Here is a 20,175-nt window from a genome sequence, read left to right as displayed (position 1 = left end):
TTTATTTCCAGCCCAAAATAACGTCGTACAACAAAACTTCCAGCAACTTGTCAGTGCCCCACAAGAATATCGCCATGATCAGGACGAAGCCAAATACGATCGCGGTAATCTGTGTCGCTTCCTTACGGGTAGGCCAGACAACTTTTTTTGTTTCGCGGACAGATTCACGCGCAAAGCCAACAAAACCACGGCCTTGTGAAGATGTCCAGGCAAAACCCACTGCTACCAGCAAACCCGCTACCAGCGCGCAAGCACGAATGGCCGTTGCTTTATCTGCCAGCAAGAAAAATCCGACAACGCCAGCAATGACGGACACAATCGCCAAAGCGACCTTAATCTTGTCATTGGATGTGCTGACTGTTTGTACAGGGTGGTTAGCCATTTTTTACTTTCGGTACCCGTCACCGGAATCGGTGGCAGGGGCGGAGGGCATCGAACCCCCAACCTTCGGTTTTGGAGACCGACGCTCTGCCAATTGAGCTACGCCCCTACAAAAACTCTTGATTGAGACACACATGCCGCGCCACGAAAATTCGGGACACGGCATTTGCTACGACTATAATTATTACTCGATGATCTTGGCAACAACACCAGCGCCGACGGTACGACCGCCTTCACGGATAGCGAAACGCAGACCCTCTTCCATTGCGATCGGGTTGATCAGCTTGACTGTGATCGACACGTTATCGCCCGGCATCACCATTTCTTTGTCTTCTGGCAACTCGATCGAACCAGTCACGTCAGTCGTACGGAAATAGAATTGCGGACGGTAGTTGTTGAAAAATGGCGTGTGACGACCGCCCTCATCCTTCGACAACACATAGATTTCACCAGTGAAATGCTTGTGTGGCTTGATCGAACCTGGCTTCGCCAGAACTTGACCACGCTCGACGTCTTCACGCTTCGTGCCGCGCAACAGTACGCCGACGTTGTCGCCTGCCATACCTTGGTCGAGCAACTTACGGAACATTTCGACGCCAGTACAAGTCGTCTTTTGTGTGTCGCGGATACCGATGATTTCCAGTTCTTCGCCGACCTTGACAATACCGCGCTCGATACGACCGGTTACCACAGTACCGCGACCGGAGATCGAGAACACATCTTCCACTGGCAACAGGAATGTGCCGTCAATGGCGCGTTCTGGCGTCGGGATGTAGGTGTCCAGTGCTTCGGCCAGCGCCATGATTGCTTGCTCGCCCATTGGGCCAGTGTCGCCTTCGAGTGCCAGCTTTGCCGAACCAACGATGATTGGCAGGTCGTCGCCTGGGAATTCATACTTCACCAGTAACTCACGCACTTCCATTTCAACCAGTTCCAGCAGCTCTGCATCATCGACCATATCGGCCTTGTTCAGGAACACGATGATGTAGGGCACGCCGACCTGACGCGACAGCAGGATATGCTCACGCGTTTGTGGCATCGGGCCATCTGCTGCGGAGCACACCAGGATCGCGCCATCCATCTGCGCGGCACCAGTAATCATGTTTTTCACATAATCGGCATGGCCTGGGCAGTCAACGTGGGCGTAGTGACGGTTTGCTGTTTCATATTCAACGTGTGCGGTGTTGATCGTGATGCCGCGCGCTTTTTCTTCCGGCGCTGCATCAATCTGATCGTAGGCCTTGGCTTCGCCGCCGAATTTTTTCGACAGCACGGTTGCTATCGCCGCTGTCAACGTGGTCTTGCCATGGTCAACGTGGCCAATCGTGCCCACATTCACGTGCGGCTTGGTCCGCTCAAACTTGCCTTTTGCCATTGTAGACTCCTAACGATTTGATGAGAATGTTCAGGCACGCGCCTGACCGACTTGTGACTTTGCGGTCGGCGCTGCACCGATTACAAATACCGGACACTGCAGCGCACCTACCAACAACCTGGTGCCCTTGACGTGGATCGAACACGTGGCCTCTCCCTTACCAAGGGAGTGCTCTACCACTGAGCTACAAGGGCGACTGACTCACAACATCAACAACCAAACGATGCCATGAAGATAAAACATAATGCGGCAGTGCAAATACTGGAGCGGGTGAAGGGAATCGAACCCTCGTCATAAGCTTGGAAGGCTTCAGCTCTACCATTAAGCTACACCCGCATAAATCTGTACAACAGCCAGAAGCAGATAACACTTCACTGCTTGCCACTTGCTTACTTTTTACTTCGTCGTCAGCGTCGCCTTATGGCTATGCCGCGCCCTTTAAATGGTGGAGAGGGCTGGATTCGAACCAGCGTACTCGTAAGAGGGCAGATTTACAGTCTGCTGCCATTAACCACTCGGCCACCTCTCCGCGCAGGGAACCCCAAACTATAGGCGCATGTCGGCACCTTGTCAACAAGAATGCATGCCCTTCTCTTCTTTATTATTCCAGGGTGCAATTTTCAGCAGCATCAACATGCCGGGCAGGGCCAACACGAAGCACGCGAGGAAGAAATTGAACCATCCGACATAGGAAACAATGTAGCCGACAGATGCATTCACGAAAGTCCGTGGCACCGCAGACATGCTGGTAAACAACGCGAATTGAGTCGCCGTATAGCGCGGATCGGTTTCCCGCATGATGTAAGCGACGAAGGCCGTCGTCCCTAATCCGACACCAAATGCCTCCACTCCGATCACCGTTGCCAGCACCACGGTATCCGGCCCGATTTTGGCCAGCCATGCGAACCCAAGAATAGCCACCGCCTGAGCCACGCCGAATACCCACAAGCCCCGATTAATTCCCAGGCGAACCATCCATAATCCGCCGACAATACCGCCGCAAATACTGGCCCACAAACTGACGGTTTTCGATACCAGTCCGATTTGCGTCATCGAAAAGCCCAGATCGATGTAAAACTTGGTCGCCAGCGCCGTTGCCATGCTGTCACCCAGCTTGTAAAAAAAGATAAAGCCCAGCACCCAACAAGCGTTTTGCCAGCCGGCGCGGGCAATAAATTCGCGAAACGGAAGAATCACGGCTTCGCGCAAATTTTTAGGCGGCGCGCCATGCAATGTGGGCTCCTTCACCAGCAAGGTGCAGATCAAGCCCGGCAGCATGAAGGCTGCCGTAATCCAGAATACCCAATGCCAGGACATCAGATCGGCCAGCACCAGCGACAAGGAACCCGGCACGATGCCCGACAACTTGTAGGCATTCACATGAACCGCGCTACCCAAGCCAAGCTCATTTTCCGGCAGCAATTCACGACGATAGGCATCAATCGCGATGTCCTGACTAGCCGAGAGAAAGGCCATCCCTGCTGCCGCTACCGCCACCCACATGATCTGGGTATGCGGATCAAGCAATCCCATCCCGCCCAAACCAATAAACAATAACAACTGAGTCGACGCCATCCAGCCGCGTCGCCGCCCCATTTTTCCGAAGTGGAAACGATCCATCAGCGGCGCCCACAGGAATTTCAGGGGATACGGAAACATGACCAGCGCAAACAAACCGAGTGCCTTGACATTGAGCCCGCTTTTAGTCAGCCACGCCTGTACCAGACTGAGCAGGATAAACAAGGGCAACCCGGAACTAAAACCGGTCGCCACGCAAATGAGCATGCGCCGGCTGAGATAACTACGCCAGACAGGGGATGCAGGCGGAATGGATTTCATGAAGTGAACTTTACTGTGACGACAAACGACCTGTCACTTTCCGAAGTCAGTGTGGCCGGGGCGGAGGATGGGTTTAAAAAATTAAGAAAACTTCTGACGAAACAGGATAAATAACGCCAGGGCCGTGCAAAAAATAAGAACACTCGTCGGAAGCACCTTATTTCTTTTTCAGACGAAATACGGCCAGACTCCCGCGCCAGTCCGGCAAGAACCTGACCGGTTCACCGGCCTCATTCAAAGCGACGCATTCCAGAACGGTTAAGCCGACCTCATTGGCCAGCTGCTCGAAGTCGGAAATCGTCGCGCAACGCAAATTGGGAGTGTCATACCACTCGTAAGGCAAGGCGTCGGACACCGGCATCCGCCCGCGCAGCAAGGCCAAACGATGCGGCCAGTAGGCAAAATTTGGAAAGGACACAATCGCCTCCCGCCCTACCCGCGCGATATCGCGCAAGATCCCCTCAACATCCTTGACCATTTGCAATGCCGACAGGCACAGGACGGTATCGAAGGCATTGTCGGCGAACATCGCCAATCCTCCCTCCAAGTCTTGCTGAATGACGGAGACATGCCGGCGCACGCAGTCGGGAATCCTGTCGTCGTCAATTTCTATCCCGTAGCCGTTGCAGCGCTTGTCCGTTTGCAGATAATCCAGCATGACGCCATCGCCACACCCGGCATCCAGCACCGCGCTATCGGGACGCACCCAGTGCGCGATGAAGGCCAGATCAGGACGCAACTGGTTTAATTCGGAAAAATTCATGCTGCCTCCTGCGCATCAAGCTCGTCAGCGATACAACGATAATATTCGCGTACTACGCTCATATACCGCGCATCGTCCAGCAAAAACGCATCGTGCCCATGAGGCGCATCAATTTCGGCATAGCAGACGCGGCGCCGGTTACTGACCAGCGCCTGCACCATTTCACGGCTGCGCTCCGGCGCAAAACGCCAGTCGGTCGCGAAAGAAATTAACAAAAATTGCGCCCGGGCCCGAGAAAATGCCACCGCCAGGTCCCCATTGAAATCCTTCGCCGGGTCGAAGTAATCAAGCGCTTTGGTAATCAGCAAATAAGTATTCGCGTCGAAATAAGTAGAAAATTTATCGCCCTGATAACGCAGATAGGATTCGATCTCAAAATCGACGCCGTAACCAAACTGGTAGGCCCCATTGCGCAATTCACGGCCAAATTTTTCGGCCATGTCGTCATTGGATTGATAGGTGATGTGTCCGACCATGCGCGCTACGCGCAAGCCGTTTTTGGGGACGACGCCATGCGCATAAAAATCACCGCCGTGAAATTCCGGATCGGTCACGATGGCCTGTCGCGCCACATCGTTAAACGCAATATTTTGCGCCGACAGTTTCGGCGTGGAGGCAATCACCACGCAATGGCGCAACCGGTCTGGATACTGCAGACTCCAGGCCAGCGCCTGCATGCCGCCCAGAGAGCCGCCCATCACGGCGGCAAAGCACTGAATACCGAGACGATCAGCCAGCCGCGCCTGCGCATCGACCCAGTCCTCCACGGTCACCACAGGAAACGCCGCGCCGTAGGGAATCCCGGTAGCGGGATTGATATGCATGGGGCCGGTGGAGCCGAAACACGAGCCCAGATTATTGACCCCCACCACAAAAAAATGGTCGGTATCGACCGACTTGCCCGGACCCACCATGTTGTCCCACCATCCCACATCCGTGGCATCGACATCACTGATCCCGGCCACATGGTGTGACGCATTGAGGGCATGGCAGATCAATACGGCATTTGATTTGGCGGCGTTAAGCGTACCGTAGGTTTCAAAGACCAATTGGTAATTGTGCAAGGTTCTGCCGCTCTGCAAAGGCAAAGCATCGGCAAATTCCATGATTTGCGAAGCGACGACTCCTACGGACATAATTTGCTTCTCACTTCCCGGTCGCAGGCATCTTCCAAGAGATACCGACGGCATTTCAACATTCAAATAAAAAAAGCCCGGAAGCGATTGCTTACGGGCTAAATTCAGGCTTGGATTGCAAGCTCGCTTTAGCCGTATTTAGGTGGGATATCCCGGCGCCCGCAAGCTGAGTCTGGTACGCCGACCCCATCCGGGCAGCGTGCCACACATTCAAATCGGCGCGAACCCTGAGAATAACCAAGTCGAGGCTACCAGTCAACGCTGGCGAATCGCGAGCGGCTGCCGCACCATGCTCGAAGGAAGCGCTGAGCAAGCATAACGATAAGCGTAATGAGCAGCGTAATCAGGGCAAGAAGCACAACCGCATTGGATACGGCGATGATTAATCATTGCAGTCCCGAGATTGCGCCGCGCAGAGCGCCATCAGCGGCGCCCTAACCAAACTTGGCGCTCACTTGCGTAGAGAGAGTTGCCACTGTCTCCTGCAATTGAGCGACACCCGCTGCAATCGAGGTCGGCTCCGTGCAGCGCATGATTTTCTTGACCTGCGGCGTCAGCATCGTGAGATCGCTATTAAGAATTTCTTGCTTGACCGCCAGCAGCTGCGCCGGATGCATGGAAAACTCCTCCAGCCCCATGCCCAGCAATAACCGGGTCAATCTGACATCTCCTGCCATTTCGCCGCACACCGACACAGGAATGCCCGCCTTGCGGCCCAGCGTAATGACTTGCGCCAGCAGGAACAGGATGGCCGGATGCAAGGGGTCGTACAAATGCGCCACCTCATGGTCGACACGGTCGATCGCCAGCGTGTACTGGATCAGATCATTGGTGCCGATAGAAAGAAAATCGAGCCGCTTGATGAACATCGGTAGCGCCAGCGCAGCGGCCGGGATTTCTATCATTGCCCCGATGGCGATTTCCGCATCAAACTTCTGTCCACTTTTACGTAGCTGCGCTTTGGCCTGATCGATCAGGCCCAGGGTCTGGTCGATTTCAAAGGCATGCGCCAGCATCGGTATGAGCAATTTGATAGGGCCGAACGCGGAGGCGCGCAGGATCGCGCGCAATTGCGTGAGAAACATTTGCGGTTCGGACAGACAGTAGCGAATAGCGCGCAAACCCAGCGCAGGGTTGAGCGAAGTCTGCTCGGCCAGATCCATAGGCTTGTCGGCCCCGACGTCCAACGTGCGGATAGTGACCGGTCGCCCCTTCATCAGCGTAACGGCCTGTTTGTAGGAGGCGAACTGCTCTTCTTCCGTCGGGAATTTTTCCAGTCGCTCATCACGCCCCATGAACAGGAACTCGGAGCGAAACAGTCCCACTCCGGCAGCGCCCGCTTCCATTGCCGCGACGGCGTCGTTGGGCAGTTCAATATTGGCCAGCAGGGTGATCGGCGTACCGTCCAAGGTTACGGCCGGTGTTTTTTTCAGTCGCCCGAGTTTTTTACGGTCGCGCTGCATCCGCTCCTGCCGTTGCCGGTACTGGGCCAGCACCAGCGGCGAAGGATCGACAATCACAATCCCGGCATCGCCATCAATGATGAGCAGGTCGTCCTGACGCACCAGCACCGAGGCATTGTGCATACCAACGGCTGCCGGAATATCCAGGCTGCGGGCAACGATTGCGGTATGCGAGTTCTGTCCGCCGAGATCCGTAATAAAGCCGGCAAACGCCCGGTCACGGAATTGCAGCATGTCGGCAGGGGAAATATCGTGCGCAACAACAATGATGCTGGCGAAGGTGCCATCGCCACCATCGGCGACAGGCAAATCAGTTGCGCTACCTAACAGCACTTTGAGCACCCGCTCACCCACCTGCTGAATATCGGCCTTGCGTTCGCGCAGATAAGGGTCTTCGATACCGTCGAACTGCGCCGAGACCTCGTCGATCTGGGTGACCAGCGCCCATTCGGCGTTGTACTGACGATGGCGGATGATATTGAGCGGGACTTCGGTCAGCATGGGGTCGGACAGAATCAGTCCGTGCAGATCAATGAAGGCTGCCAGTTCAGCGGGCGCTTCTCGTGGCAAGTCGGCGCGTATCGTGTGCAATTCTTCTCGCACCTTTGCCATGGCGTTTTTCAGCCTCAGTACTTCGGCTTCGATTTGCTCTTCAGCAATCAGGTAGTGTTTTACCTCCAGCGCAGCGGCTGCCAGCAGGTGCGCCCGCCCTATCGCAATACCGCGCGAGACGGATATGCCGTGCAAAGTAAATGATGCCATCGCTTTCGTCTCCTGCCTGTTATTTAATGCTGCATCTCCGGCAGCAATAAACGCACAGTATATGGAATGGCCTCCGCACGCAACGCATGGCGATGCAGGCATGACAGCGAACCGGAATTCCGGGGGAAAACCTTACTGACCTTCGCCGAACTTGTCTGCGATCAGGGCGGCGACGGCGTCGAAACAAGCCTGTTCGTTCTCGCCATCGGCTTCCAGCGTCACGAGGGTGCCCTTGCCTGCGGCCAACATCATCACGCCCATGATGGATTTGGCATTCACCCGGCGTTTATTGTAAGTGAGCCAGACTTCGCACTTGTACTTGCTGGCCAATTGAGTCAGTTTGGCCGAAGCCCGTGCATGAAGCCCCAGTTTATTAACGATTTCGAGTTCTTGTTGGATCATGTGCGTAGGGGATAGAGTGGAAAAAGCGGCAAGTCAGTCGGGCCGCTGAGTGTTTTTCAAAAAGTAAGTCGAATCCGGTTATCGACACGCACAGCGCCGCTCTGACCGCCGGCCAGCGCCATTTCAACCACAACGTCCAGCGACTCATTACGGTAAGTCAATGCGCGCAACAACATCGGCAAGCTGATACCGGCGATCACCGCCACCCGCTCGCGGGAACACAAGGAGCCGGTGCAGTTGGACGGGGTACCGCCCTTGACGTCCGTGATGACCAGGACGCCGCTGCCATCGTCGAGCCGCTTGACGGCGGCATCGGCCAGGGCATGCACTTCGTCCGGGTTCTGATCGGCAATCACATCGATCGCCTCGATCTGCTCGGGGATGCTGTGAAATACATGCCCGGCAGCGGCAAGGAATGCCTGTCCTAGCGGAGCGTGCGTCAATAAGAGAATGCCAACCATGTGTATGCCGGGTGAGGGGTGAAGGGTGAAATAGGGGAATCGGAGAGATTTAGTGCGCGCTGCCGACGGCGCTTTCCAGCGCATCGATAAACATCGCGGCAACATCGAAGCCAGTCTGCTGCGTAATTTCCTGAAAACAGGTCGGACTGGTCACATTGATCTCGGTCAGGTAGTCGCCAATCGCATCCAATCCTACCAGCAAAAGTCCACGCTGATGCAAGACCGGGCCGAGTGCCGCGGCAATTTCCAGATCGCGCGGCGAGGCCGGCTGCGCCACACCCAAGCCGCCGGCGGCCAGATTGCCGCGCACTTCACTGCCCTGGGGAATGCGCGCCAACACATGCGGCACGGCTTTCCCGCCGATCACCAGTATGCGTTTGTCACCCGCGACAATTTCGGGAATGAAACGCTGAATCATGATGGTTTCCTTGCCATCATTGGTCAGGGTTTCTATGATCGATCCCAGATTCATGCCATCCGGGCGCACCCGGAAAATACCCGTGCCGCCCATGCCATCGAGCGGCTTGAGTATGACGTCCTGATGTTCATCATGGAATTTGCGCAGCAGACTGGCATTGCGCGTGACGAGCGTCGGCGCGGTAAATTGCGGAAATTGCGCAATCGCCAGCTTTTCATTGTGGTCGCGTATCGCTGACGGTTTGTTGAATACGTGCGCTCCCTGGCGTTCCGCCAGTTCCAGCAAATACGTAGTGTAGATGTACTCCATGTCGAAGGGCGGGTCCTTGCGGATCACGATGGCATCGAACTCCGAGAGGAAAATCGTCTCTGCCTTACCAACCCGATACCAGTCATCGGCCTCGCCAGTCAGCGTGACTTCTGCCACGTTGGCCGTCACCAGTCCACTTTCCATGGCGACATCGCTCTGTTCGAACGCATAAATGCGATGTCCGCGGCGCGCCGCTTCCCGCATCATGGCGAAAGTGGAGTCCTTGTAGGTCTTGAACGTGGCCAGCGGATCGGCGAGAAAAGCAATTTTCATGAGACTCCAGAAACTTCAGTTGAGTAGCCAACGCCCGGGGGCGAAAGCGAGCAGCCGGCATGCATGTCAGCACGCCGGTGCCATTATGACAAGAATCAGTAAATCTCGGGATTGGGATCGGTTTTTTCCATTTCCAGCGACGCCGCCAATAAGGCCAGTCGCGCCACGACCCCATACATGTAGAAACGATTCGGCACCAGGGTCCCCGGCTTGGCGTTGATATCCGGCAAACCATGTTGCTGTGCAAACGCCAGTGGGACGAAGTGCGCGCCCGGGGCATTCAGATTTTCATTCACGCCGCGCTCGGCATGGACCCGATAGAAGCCGCCGACGACATAGCGATCAATCATCATGACCATCGGTTCCGCCACGGCATCATTGATCTGTTCGAAGGAGTAGACCCCTTCCTGCACGATCAGGTCGTTGATTTCAAAGCCATTCAGGCCTTTTGACATGCAGGCACGCTGCTGTGGCGTCATATTTTTCAGCTCATTGATGTCCTTGACGGTCATGATGCCCATGCCGTCTGTGCCGGCGTCGGCCTTGACGATGACAAATGGCTTTTCCTTGATGCCATATTCCTTGTATTTTTTCCGGATTTTTGCCAGCAGCGAACTGACGTTATCGACCAGCTTCTGTTCAGTGGCAGGATCTTTCGCATCCAGACCGCCGCATTTGTTGAACAGCGGATTCAACATCCAGGGATCGACATCAATCAGTTTGGAGAATTTTTTGACCACTTCGTCGTAGGCGGCGAGGTGATGACTCTTGCGTCGTACCGTCCAGCCGGCGTGCAGAGGGGGCAGCACGTTTTGCTCATGCAGATTTTCCAGGACAGAGGGTATCCCTGCTGCCAACTCGTTATTGAGCAAAATGGTACAGGGATCGAAATTCTCCAGACCGAGACGGCGCCCGTTTTGTTGGCGCTCAAGCGGTTCCAGCATGATCGTCGTTCCATCGGGCAGCTCGACCGGCGTGGGCGTTTTCAAGCCCGGCACCAGCGATCCGACCCGGACATTGAGGCCGGTCTGGCGGAATATCTGCATCAAGCGGGCAACATTTTGCAGATACGAACTGTTGTCGACATTCTGCTCAGGGATCAGCAGCAGATTCTTGGCATCCGGGCAATACTTTTCAATCGCCGCCATTGCTGCCTGAATCGACAGCGGCAGCATTTCGGGCGACAAATGATTGAATCCGTCAGGAAACATATTGGTGTCGACCGGTGCCAGCTTGAAACCGGCGTTGCGCAAATCGACCGAGCAATAGAAGGGCGGCGTATGTTCCTGCCATTCCATGCGGAACCAGCGCTCGATGGCCGGAGTGGCACCGAGAATTTTCTTTTCCAGATCGAGAAGTGGGCCGTTTAGTGCAGTAACCAGATGCGGAACCATAAAAACCTTTGACTGAATAGGATATCGCCATTGCAGCAGCGTGAGAAATTACCGATTTTTCTGGCAGGCCTATGCGTACAGCAGGGAAGGCGATCCTAATTTTTTTCTTGGCAGACTGAGGAGAACGTCTGATAACAGCGTCTACATGGCGCTAGTTTAACTTTTTTAAAGCCCTGCACCTTTTCCGTATCCCGTTTGCCCATTAAAAAAGCGCCTGCAAGAGGCGCTTTTCAAGGGCTCCGCCTGAGCGGACCCCACCTGCTATGAACAACAACGATCAGTGATAAGCCGATTCGCCGTGGCTGGAAATATCCAGACCTTCGCGTTCTTCTTCCTCAGTCACACGCAGACCGACGATAGCATCGACCAGTTTGTAAGCAATGAAAGCAACCACACCCGACACGATGACCGTAGTCAGCACGCCCTGGAACTGAATCCAGACCTGGCCGCCGATCGAGTAATCAGGAGCGACAGCGTTAGCAACGTAGTCATAAATACCCGATCCACCGAGGCTAGGCGCAGCGAACACGCCCGTCAGCAACGCACCGGCAATACCGCCCACGCCATGCACACCGAACACGTCCAGCGCATCATCGGAACCCAGCATCTTCTTGAGGCCAGTAACACCCCACAAGCAGATCAGACCAGCGATCAAACCCATGACAACCGCGCCCATGATGCCGACGAAACCAGCCGCAGGAGTAATGACCACCAGACCGGCAACCGCACCGGAAGCAGCACCCAGCATCGAAGGCTTGCCCTTACCGATCCATTCGCCGAAGCTCCAGGACAGGACTGCCGCAGCCGTTGCCAGCAAAGTATTAACGAATGCCAGAGCAGCAGTACCGTTGGCTTCGAGTCCGGAACCGGCGTTGAAGCCGAACCAGCCGAACCACAGCAAGGAGGCACCGACCATCGTCAGCGTCAGGCTATGCGGCTTGAATGCTTCCTTGCCGAAACCGACACGCTTGCCGATGACATACGAACCCACCAGACCAGCGACAGCCGCATTGATATGCACCACAGTACCGCCGGCATAATCCAATGCGCCCTTCTGGAACAACCAACCCGAAATAGCAGTTGCCTTGTCGCCGGCAGCAGCATCGGTGAAGGCATCCGGACCAGGCCAGAACCAGACCATATGTGCCATTGGCAGATACGAGAAGGTGAACCACAACACTGAGAAGATCAGAATAGCGGAGAACTTCATGCGCTCAGCGAAAGCACCGATGATCAGCGCCACAGTGATTGCCGCGAATGCGCCCTGGAATGCCACGAAAGCCAGCTCAGGAATAACGACACCCTTGCTGAAAGTCGCTGTATTCGAATCACCGGTCAGACCGTGCAGGAACAAACGATCCAGGCCGCCGAAGAATGCATTGCCTTCGGTGAATGCCACGCTGTAGCCGTAGACGAACCAGAGGATGAAGATCAGCGAAAAGATCATGAAACATTGCATCAGCACCGACAGCATGTTCTTGCTGCGTACCAATCCGCCGTAAAACAGACCAAGACCAGGCAAGGTCATCAGGATCACGAAGGCGGTGCAAATCAGCATCCAGGCAGTATCGCCCTTGTTAGGCACCGGACCGACGGGTGCCGCTGGAGCGGCTGGTGCAGCGGCGGCCGCAGCCACCAGAGCAACGGCCGGAGCGACTGCCTTTGGTGCGTCTGCCTTGGCAGCATCAGGAGCTGCCATCGTCGCCATTGCCTCCGGCGCCTTCGGCGCATCTTCTGCCCGTGCTGGCCCAGCGAATCCTACCGCCAGTAAAAGAGTGCCCATTGCAAGCGCACAGGACAACACATTCTTTATTCTCATGCGATTCCCCTTAAAGAGCTTCTGTACCGGTTTCACCGGTACGGATACGGATAACGTCAAGCAAGTCCTGAACGAAAATCTTACCGTCGCCAATCTTGCCGGTACGTGCGGCGGATTCGATGGCTTCCAGTGCGCGTTCGACGATAGTGTCGTCGACGGCTGCTTCGATTTTTGTCTTAGGCAGAAAGTCCACGACGTATTCCGCGCCGCGATACAACTCTGTATGGCCTTTTTGCCGGCCAAAACCCTTGACTTCCGTGACCGTGATGCCCTGTACACCAATCGCTGACAAGGCCTCGCGGACCTCGTCAAGCTTGAATGGTTTGATGATCGCTGTAATCAATTTCATAGTGACCTCGATTAGAAAGTTTTTGCCAGGGAAAAGACGATGGCGTCACGACCCAGGTTTTTCTTGTTTGGATTCACGCTGTAAGCCGCATCTTTAGCATCGGTACCGACATACGCCACGCCGAGTGCAATGCCGTAGAAATCCTCGAAGGTCTTGGTGTAGCCGACTTTCCAGTCTGTGTAGCTATACAGGCTGTTGCCGACCGTGCCGACCGAACCCTTGATGGTTTGATGACCGATATGCAAGCCGATGATGGCGTTGTTACCGATATCAAAGTTAGCGCCCAGATCGTAGTAACCGCTGTTCTTGCTGTTAGCGTTACCGAAGGCATTCGTCAGCGCTTGCGAATACTTGAAGTAGGCAGGGCCGTAACCGACTTGACCGTACAGTTCAAACGTATTGGCATTCACCCCGCCGCTGCTGGCGTAGTTGTTGCTCGGATAGTAGTAGTACAGACCGCCCACATCGTAGGTAAAACCGCCGCCGATATCGCCGCGCTTGCCTGCGTACAGATCCCATTCAATCGAACCAGTGCCCGACTGCTTTGGTACTGCGTTGACAGCATCCTTGATCCATTGGATGTTCGACAGCCATGTGCCGACGTACAGACCGGTTGGATTGTTCACATAATCAGCACCGCCTTGGAGGGCCGCGTTGAAGCGCGTTTGGGAAATACCGCGAAAACGGTAATCATTGACGACACCAATGTTATAGGTCACCAGGTTATCCGGAACCGCTTCCGCAACCACTGGCGCATCTTCCGCATAAGCCACGTTACCCAACAGAGTTGCCGCAACTGCCGTTACCAATATCAATTTTTTCATGTCTTCCCTCTGATTTCGATGTTGAACTTCGTCTCTTTTAATCCTTGCACAGACTCCTTAGCAGGAGCCGTGCCAACGATTCATTTCTCTTTTCAATAATTTTAAGCACTCAAAAAACCAAATCCGACATATCAATCCACAGAAAAAGCGTCTATTTGGTGCGAAAATTGGATTCTGCACCAAACAAGAACTCGTACCAATCATAATTTCCGGGATTAAATCAGATGTTGTAATTTGTGGACGACCTCGCTATGCCTGCTTCAATGCCCTCTCATTTCGCCCCAGATTCCCTATAAATTCCTCTCGCGTCGGGAGAAAACAGACGATCTCAGCCACCCCCGCCAGCAACGACGGCGCAAGCGCCCCGTGATTTCATGATTTTTCGGCAAACAGGTACACTTGTCTTTTCCCTTTTTCAGAATCAATAAGGAACATCATGGACAAATCCAGCTTTTTTGCGGACATGCAGGCCCGCGTGCAACAGGCCATCGCCAGCTCCCCCGCCAAAGACATCGAAAAAAACGTCAAGGCCATGCTCAATCAGGGGTTTTCCAAGCTGGATCTGGTCACGCGCGAAGAATTCGACATTCAGGCCCAGGTCCTGGCCAAAACCCGCACCAAACTGGACTTGCTGGAAGCGCGCGTCGTCGCACTCGAAGCGCAATTGAAGCAAGCGACTGCCTGACCCCCTCGTTGTCATGAGTCTGGCCGTACTGCAAAGCCGCGCACTGGCCGGCATGGAAGCCCCGGAAGTGACGGTCGAAGTCCATCTGGCCAACGGGCTTCCCTCTTTTACTATCGTCGGATTGCCCGAAACCGAAGTCAAAGAAGCCAAGGACAGAGTCCGCGCCGCCCTGCAAAACGGCCGCTTCGAATTTCCCGCCAAACGCATCACCGTCAACCTGGCACCGGCCGATCTGCCAAAAGAATCCGGCAGGTTTGATCTCCCCATTGCCCTAGGCATTCTGGCGGCATCAGGCCAGATGCCGTCCGATCAGCTATCGCGCTACGAATTTGCCGGCGAATTGTCGCTCTCCGGCGAGCTGCGCCCGATCCGTGGCGCACTCGCCATGACCTATGCCATGCACCGCGGAGCGGCTGGACGCACTCCCCGCGCCTTCATCCTGCCCCGGCAAAATGCGGATGAAGCGGCCCTGGTCTCCCATGCCACGATCTATCCTGCACAATCCCTGCTGCAAGTCTGTGCGCATTTCTCGGCACTGGCCGGCGGTGCCGCAATGGAAAACGACCGGCTGGTTCCGCATTGCGCCACGCCGCTTGCCGTCGCCCCACTCTGCGCCGACTTCAGCGAAGTCAAAGGTCAACTGCAAGCACGACGGGCGCTGGAAGTCGCCGCGGCCGGCGGCCACAGCGCCCTGCTCATCGGCCCTCCCGGTACCGGAAAATCGATGCTGGCCGCCCGCTTGCCCGGCATCCTGCCACCACTGAACGATGACGACGCCCTGCAAACCGCGGCGGTGCAATCACTCAACGGCAGTTTTAATTTATCGAAATGGAAATTGCGGCCTTACCGCGCACCGCATCACACCGCCTCCGGCGTCGCGCTGGTCGGCGGTGGCGGCGTTCCACGGCCGGGGGAGATTTCACTTGCGCATCAGGGCGTACTATTTCTCGATGAGCTCCCGGAATTCGATCGAAAAGTACTCGAAGTCTTGCGAGAACCACTGGAATCAGGACGCATCACCATCTCCCGCGCCGCGAGGCAAGCCGACTTTCCCGCCCGCTTCCAACTGATTGCCGCCATGAACCCCTGTCCCTGCGGCTATTACGGCCACACGGAAGGCCGCTGCCGCTGCACGCCGGATCAGGTGCGTCGCTATCAAGGGAAAATTTCCGGCCCTTTGCTCGATCGCATCGACCTGCAAATCAGCGTCGGCGGGCTGACGCCGGAAGAGCTTTCCTCCGCCGCACCGGGCGAAAGCTCCGCCGTCATTGCACAACGCGTCGCGGCAGCGGCCAGCAGACAACATCAGCGCCAGCAAAAACTGAATCATTTGCTCACCCCCTCCGAGATCGCACTCCACTGCCAACCTGACGATGCCGGCGAACAACTGCTGCGCGCCGCCATGATCCGACTGCAATGGTCGGCACGCGCCTATCACCGCGTACTGAAAGTGGCGCGCACCATCGCTGATCTGACTTTGACAGAAAACATCGCCCCGGCGCACATTGGCGAAGCGATCCAATACCGGCGCGCCCTGCGCGAATCCTGAACTGTCGTCTCGCCCCACAAGGGCGAGTCAAGCGAAGCACGGTGCGAGTCCAACTGGCCCCAATCGGCCCGGACAGGGATCGTCTCTTATAATTGACGACTACCCACCGCCCCCCCTCCCGGATAACTTATGGAAATGCGCTTTCGTCGTTCCCTGTCGCTACTGTCGCTACTGCTGCTGATCGTAGCGCTCAGCGCCTGCTCCCCTCATTACAACTGGCGCGAAGCCCACGGTGAAAACGGCGCCTTTTCGGTGCTGCTGCCCGCCAAGCCTAGTTCGTATTCGCGCCCCGTCACGCTGGGCAACACGCAAGTCAGCATGACCATGACTGCCGCCGAAGTCGACAACATCAGCTTTGCCGTCGGCACGGCGCTGTTACCGAATGCCGAGCAAGCGCAAGCCGCACTCGCCGGGATGCGCACGGCGCTGATTGCCAACATCAACGGCGTACCTGACCAAACCCACATCCCCGGAACCGTCAATGGCGCAGAAATGACGCTGGATGCCGCCGCCAGCGGCACCCTGCGCGGCAAACCGGCACGGCTGGCCGCGCGTTTCGCCGCCAAAGGGCCGCGCATCTATCAAATCCTCGTTCTGGGCGACGCCAAAGCCGTCACGCCTGAAACCCTGGACATGTTTTTCACTTCGTTCAAAGCCATGTAATTTGTCCGAATAGCGCTGGTGGACAACAAAACAGCCAGCGACGATACCAGCACGAACCAGCACACCAGCACGAAAAGGGGGGTGGCGCATGACAAACCAACCCACTACGGGTATTCTTACGCGTCTTTTCGATTCACCTACCTGATTACCCCGAGGAAATATGCTCGTTACGTTCAAATCCAAAGCTGCCGCCGACGTCGTGATGTATGAGTCGCATGCAAAACCGATACTGGACATGCTGCACAAAGATATCAAGATAGGCGTCATCACCGCCGCAGAAAACGCCAATGCACAGGCGCTGCTCGAAAAACAAATCGTCAACAGCAAGGCGCACGAAGCCGCCGAAGCGCTGGAACGCGATGTACACGCCCATCACAACGGCAATGGCGACGACCACAAACATGAAAAGATAGAGCCCGTAACTTTTTCGGCGCGGGCATACCCCCTGCTGGAGATGCTACGCGCAGCAGGCGAAAGCAAGCACGACGTAATATGGGGCGTCTGACGACCTGAGCATTGATCGGAGCGGCGAGCGCCGCTCCGTTTGTATTACTTCATCACGAAGCGGCATGCTCAGTCGGCACGCTTCCTGAATTCGGTGGCAAAGTACAGCAGACCTATGCAAGGGAAGGCAAAACCCAGCCAGGCCGTACCAGTCCAGCCGGCTTGCGCATAAATCCACCCGCCCAGCGCCGAACCCACCGCACCGCCACCAAAAAACATCGCCATATACAAGCCGTTCAAGCGGCTACGCACTTCTGCGCCCAAGGCATAAATTGCCCGCTGTCCGATCACCAGATTGGCGGACACGCCGAAATCAACCAGCAGCGCCGCCGCCAGCAACAGCGCCACACCCAGGGGCGTGCCATTCTGGGCCACATGCATCAGCAGAAAACCCACTGCCACGGCGCTCATCGCAATCCCTGTCGCCAAGCGACTGTGGCCGCGATCGGCCAGTTTTCCGGCCATCGGTGCGGCAAACACGCCGATCACTCCGGCCAGGGCAAACAGGCCGATGCCGCGTTGCGACATCTGATAGACAGGACTCGCCAGCCACAGCGGCACCGTGGTCCAGAACAAACTGAAGGTCGCGAACAGCAAGGCGTGATAGGCCCCGCGCCGGCGCAGTACCGGCGTGGTTTTCAGCAGCGTCCACATCGAACGCAACAAATCAAAATAATGCAGACCTCCGACCGGAACACGACGCGGCAGGAAGCGCATCAGCACCAGCGCCAGCAGCGCCATGGCCAATACCGACAAGCCGAAAATAGCGTGCCATCCAAACATATCGGCCACGATGCTGGCCAGCGGTCGCGCCAGAAGAATCCCGAGCAACAAACCACTCATGACCTTCCCCACGGACTGCCCGCGCGTTTCCGGCGAAGACAGATGCGCCGCATAGGGCACGACGACTTGCGCGGCGACAGAACTGATGCCAATCGCCAACGAAGCCAGGAAAAACTGAGGGGCACTCTGGGCAAAAGTCGCGCACAGCAAAGCCACGGTCGTCACGCCCAATAAAATCAGAATCAAACGGCGGTTTTCGACCAGATCGCCAATCGGCGCGAGAAATAACAGGCCGAGGCCGTAGCCGATTTGCGTCAAGGTCACGATCAGCCCGGCAGCGCCCGGCGAAATGCCCAGCGCTGCGCTGATGGGGCCGACCAGCGGTTGTGCGTAATAGAGATTGGCGACGATCAGACCGGCAGCGGCAGCCAGCAAGAAAATCATCCGGGAGGAAATGTCCTGTCCCGGGGCGTGGCTGGTACTGGATGTACTCATGAGGGGCAGTCGGTAAAAGAAAGCCGCTTACTGTATCTGAAACGCAAGGAAATTGCCGGGACAGACCCGATTCCGCAGCTTGAACTGGTACACTGGCGCGCCGCGCTACGGCCGCAGCATCTTGTGCAGCGCCGGCAGAGGGTTCGAGTTTTTCTCCATTTCGCCGACGGTGTTTTTGTCGTCAGGCACGACCGGGCTTTAACGTGACGACCACTCTTTCCCTGCACCATGATTCCCTGGCTTTCCAATTGCATGGTGCCGCACGCGCAGTCAGCCGCGTACTCGCCGGCGGCGCGCTGCCTCTGGCACTCACGCAAGTCTTTACTGAAATGGATGCGCCTCCCGGCACGCGGGGCGCGATTCAAGATATCGCCTACCGCACCATTCGCGGCCTTGGCATGGCGGAAGTGCTACTAGGATTACTCACCACCAAAGCGCCGCAACCACCGATTCTGCATGGATTGCTGTGCTGCGCGCTGGCGCTGGCCGCCGAACGCGGCGAAGCCGCCTATCCCAGCTTTACCCTGGTCGATCAGGCCGTCGCCGCTGCCGCAGACGATCCCGACATGGCGCATGCCAAGGGCATGGTCAACGCCGTCCTGCGCCGTTTTCTGCGCGAAGAGGCGATGCTGCTGGAGCAAGCCGGAAAAACGCCGCCCGGTGCATGGAACTACCCCACCTGGTGGATCGACCGCATGCGGGAAGTCTACCCGCGCGATTGGAAAGACATCCTGACGGCCGGCAATCAGCCGCCCCCGCTGACATTGCGCGTCAACCGCCGTCGCACCTCTGTCGCCGATTATTTACTGACCCTCGAACAGCGCAGCATGTCCGCCCGTCAGATCGGGCCGGACGCTATTCGTCTGCTCAAACCGGTCCCGGTAGCGCAATTGCCGGGCTTCGCCGACGGTTTGATCTCGGTGCAGGATGCCGCCACGCAACAGGCCGCACCGCTGCTGGATGTACAGGATGGCATGCGCGTACTGGACGCTTGCGCCGCGCCCGGCGGCAAAACCGGCCACCTGCTGGAAGTGGCCGACCTGGATTTGTATGCCTTAGATCACGATCCCCGCCGCTTGACGCGGGTGCAGGAAAATCTGGACCGCTTGCAGCTGCAAGCGCATCTGGTCTGCGGCGACGCTACTGGCCGCGACTGGTGGGACGGCCTGCCCTTCGACCGCATCCTGGCCGATGTGCCCTGCACCGCCTCCGGCATCGTGCGCCGCCATCCTGACATCCGCTGGCTGCGCCGCAAATCCGACACCCTCCAACTAGCAACACTTTCCACGAAAATCCTGGACAACCTTTGGCAGATGCTACGGCCCGATGGTAAATTGCTGCTTGTTACCTGCTCGGTATGGCCCCAGGAGTCGGAGCAACAGGCATCTGCTTTCGCCATCCGCAATCAAGCCATCCGCCTGCCCGCTCCCGGCCAGTTGTTGCCGACCGCCAATGCAGAAGTTGACCATGACGGTCTGTTTTATGCGCTGTTCCAAAAACCGGGTGTATTGCCTTGACGATTTATTTT

19 protein-coding genes and 4 tRNA genes are annotated in these 20,175 nt (G+C 56.5%); 5 read left to right on the top strand and 18 right to left on the bottom strand.

Features of this window, described 5'->3' with window-relative positions; translation table 11 throughout:
* Nucleotide 1: 1 nt before the first annotated feature.
* The 17 genes from secE to RGU70_RS03045 form a co-directional block, all read right to left on the bottom strand.
* On the bottom strand, nt 2-382 hold the full coding sequence (secE, locus tag RGU70_RS03125) for a preprotein translocase subunit SecE (RefSeq protein ID WP_322207956.1): 381 nt from the start codon (nt 380-382) through the stop codon (nt 2-4).
* A 32-nt stretch (nt 383-414) separates the two neighbouring features.
* Nucleotides 415-490, bottom strand: a tRNA-Trp gene (locus RGU70_RS03120).
* A 75-nt stretch (nt 491-565) separates the two neighbouring features.
* On the bottom strand, nt 566-1,756 hold the full coding sequence (gene tuf / locus RGU70_RS03115) for an elongation factor Tu (protein ID WP_322207955.1): 1,191 nt from the start codon (nt 1,754-1,756) through the stop codon (nt 566-568).
* Nucleotides 1,757-1,875: 119 nt separating this feature from the next.
* A tRNA-Thr gene (locus RGU70_RS03110) sits at nt 1,876-1,950 on the bottom strand.
* Nucleotides 1,951-2,018: 68 nt separating this feature from the next.
* Nucleotides 2,019-2,092: transfer RNA gene (locus RGU70_RS03105), tRNA-Gly, on the bottom strand.
* Between the two features lie 107 nt (nt 2,093-2,199).
* A tRNA-Tyr gene (locus RGU70_RS03100) sits at nt 2,200-2,285 on the bottom strand.
* A gap of 41 nt (nt 2,286-2,326) precedes the next feature.
* Nucleotides 2,327-3,595 carry an AmpG family muropeptide MFS transporter gene (locus RGU70_RS03095; RefSeq protein ID WP_322207954.1) on the bottom strand — a complete coding sequence of 423 codons (1,269 nt, stop codon included), beginning with the start codon at nt 3,593-3,595 and terminating at the stop codon, nt 2,327-2,329.
* A gap of 157 nt (nt 3,596-3,752) precedes the next feature.
* Nucleotides 3,753-4,358, bottom strand: a complete 606-nt coding sequence (gene metW, locus RGU70_RS03090; RefSeq protein ID WP_322207953.1) for a methionine biosynthesis protein MetW — start codon at nt 4,356-4,358, stop codon at nt 3,753-3,755.
* Nucleotides 4,355-5,494, bottom strand: coding sequence for a homoserine O-succinyltransferase MetX (gene metX / locus RGU70_RS03085; RefSeq protein ID WP_322207952.1), 1,140 nt, complete (start codon nt 5,492-5,494; stop codon nt 4,355-4,357). Before metX ends, metW begins: the two co-directional genes overlap by 4 nt.
* Nucleotides 5,495-5,928: 434 nt before the next feature.
* Nucleotides 5,929-7,719 carry a phosphoenolpyruvate--protein phosphotransferase gene (gene ptsP, locus RGU70_RS03080; protein WP_322207951.1) on the bottom strand — a complete coding sequence of 597 codons (1,791 nt, stop codon included), beginning with the start codon at nt 7,717-7,719 and terminating at the stop codon, nt 5,929-5,931.
* A 132-nt stretch (nt 7,720-7,851) separates the two neighbouring features.
* A complete protein-coding gene (locus tag RGU70_RS03075; RefSeq protein ID WP_322207950.1) occupies nt 7,852-8,121 on the bottom strand; it encodes an HPr family phosphocarrier protein in 270 nt (89 codons plus the stop codon).
* Between the two features lie 56 nt (nt 8,122-8,177).
* A complete protein-coding gene (locus RGU70_RS03070; RefSeq protein WP_322207949.1) occupies nt 8,178-8,582 on the bottom strand; it encodes a PTS fructose transporter subunit IIA in 405 nt (134 codons plus the stop codon).
* A gap of 49 nt (nt 8,583-8,631) precedes the next feature.
* Entirely contained in the window at nt 8,632-9,582 is a 951-nt protein-coding gene (gene gshB / locus RGU70_RS03065; RefSeq protein ID WP_322207948.1) for a glutathione synthase, read from the bottom strand.
* A gap of 95 nt (nt 9,583-9,677) precedes the next feature.
* Nucleotides 9,678-10,976: a glutamate--cysteine ligase gene (gene gshA / locus RGU70_RS03060; protein ID WP_322207947.1), complete on the bottom strand. Its 1,299-nt coding sequence runs from the start codon at nt 10,974-10,976 to the stop codon at nt 9,678-9,680.
* Nucleotides 10,977-11,253: 277 nt separating this feature from the next.
* Nucleotides 11,254-12,759, bottom strand: a complete 1,506-nt coding sequence (locus tag RGU70_RS03055) for an ammonium transporter (RefSeq protein WP_416186470.1) — start codon at nt 12,757-12,759, stop codon at nt 11,254-11,256.
* Between the two features lie 46 nt (nt 12,760-12,805).
* Nucleotides 12,806-13,144 carry a P-II family nitrogen regulator gene (locus RGU70_RS03050; RefSeq protein ID WP_322207945.1) on the bottom strand — a complete coding sequence of 113 codons (339 nt, stop codon included), beginning with the start codon at nt 13,142-13,144 and terminating at the stop codon, nt 12,806-12,808.
* A gap of 11 nt (nt 13,145-13,155) precedes the next feature.
* On the bottom strand, nt 13,156-13,968 hold the full coding sequence (locus tag RGU70_RS03045) for a TorF family putative porin (protein ID WP_322207944.1): 813 nt from the start codon (nt 13,966-13,968) through the stop codon (nt 13,156-13,158).
* A 436-nt stretch (nt 13,969-14,404) separates the two neighbouring features.
* Between RGU70_RS03045 and RGU70_RS03040 the strand changes: the two genes are divergently transcribed.
* From RGU70_RS03040 to RGU70_RS03025, 4 genes are all read left to right on the top strand, one after another.
* Nucleotides 14,405-14,653 (top strand): accessory factor UbiK family protein, encoded by a 249-nt coding sequence (locus RGU70_RS03040; RefSeq protein WP_322207943.1) that lies wholly within the window; start codon nt 14,405-14,407, stop codon nt 14,651-14,653.
* A gap of 13 nt (nt 14,654-14,666) precedes the next feature.
* The gene (locus RGU70_RS03035; protein ID WP_322207942.1) at nt 14,667-16,202 is read left to right on the top strand and encodes a YifB family Mg chelatase-like AAA ATPase; all 1,536 of its coding nucleotides are present in this window, start codon (nt 14,667-14,669) and stop codon (nt 16,200-16,202) included.
* 129 nt (nt 16,203-16,331) lie between these two features.
* On the top strand, nt 16,332-16,865 hold the full coding sequence (locus RGU70_RS03030) for a hypothetical protein (RefSeq protein WP_322207941.1): 534 nt from the start codon (nt 16,332-16,334) through the stop codon (nt 16,863-16,865).
* 160 nt (nt 16,866-17,025) lie between these two features.
* Nucleotides 17,026-17,370: a DUF1840 domain-containing protein gene (locus RGU70_RS03025; RefSeq protein ID WP_322207940.1), complete on the top strand. Its 345-nt coding sequence runs from the start codon at nt 17,026-17,028 to the stop codon at nt 17,368-17,370.
* Between the two features lie 68 nt (nt 17,371-17,438).
* Here the strand turns inward: RGU70_RS03025 and RGU70_RS03020 are convergent, their stop codons facing one another.
* The gene (locus RGU70_RS03020; protein WP_322207939.1) at nt 17,439-18,647 is read right to left on the bottom strand and encodes an MFS transporter; all 1,209 of its coding nucleotides are present in this window, start codon (nt 18,645-18,647) and stop codon (nt 17,439-17,441) included.
* A gap of 203 nt (nt 18,648-18,850) precedes the next feature.
* On the opposite strand from RGU70_RS03020, the gene rsmB reads away from it, so the two are divergent.
* Nucleotides 18,851-20,164 (top strand): 16S rRNA (cytosine(967)-C(5))-methyltransferase RsmB, encoded by a 1,314-nt coding sequence (gene rsmB / locus RGU70_RS03015; RefSeq protein ID WP_322207938.1) that lies wholly within the window; start codon nt 18,851-18,853, stop codon nt 20,162-20,164.
* Nucleotides 20,165-20,175 lie beyond the last annotated feature (11 nt).

It is taken from the genome of Herbaspirillum sp. RTI4 (assembly GCF_034313965.1).
Classification (GTDB): domain Bacteria; phylum Pseudomonadota; class Gammaproteobacteria; order Burkholderiales; family Burkholderiaceae_D; genus Herbaspirillum.
Note: the sequence above shows the minus strand (reverse complement) of the source record. Positions and strands in the feature narration are given on the sequence as shown.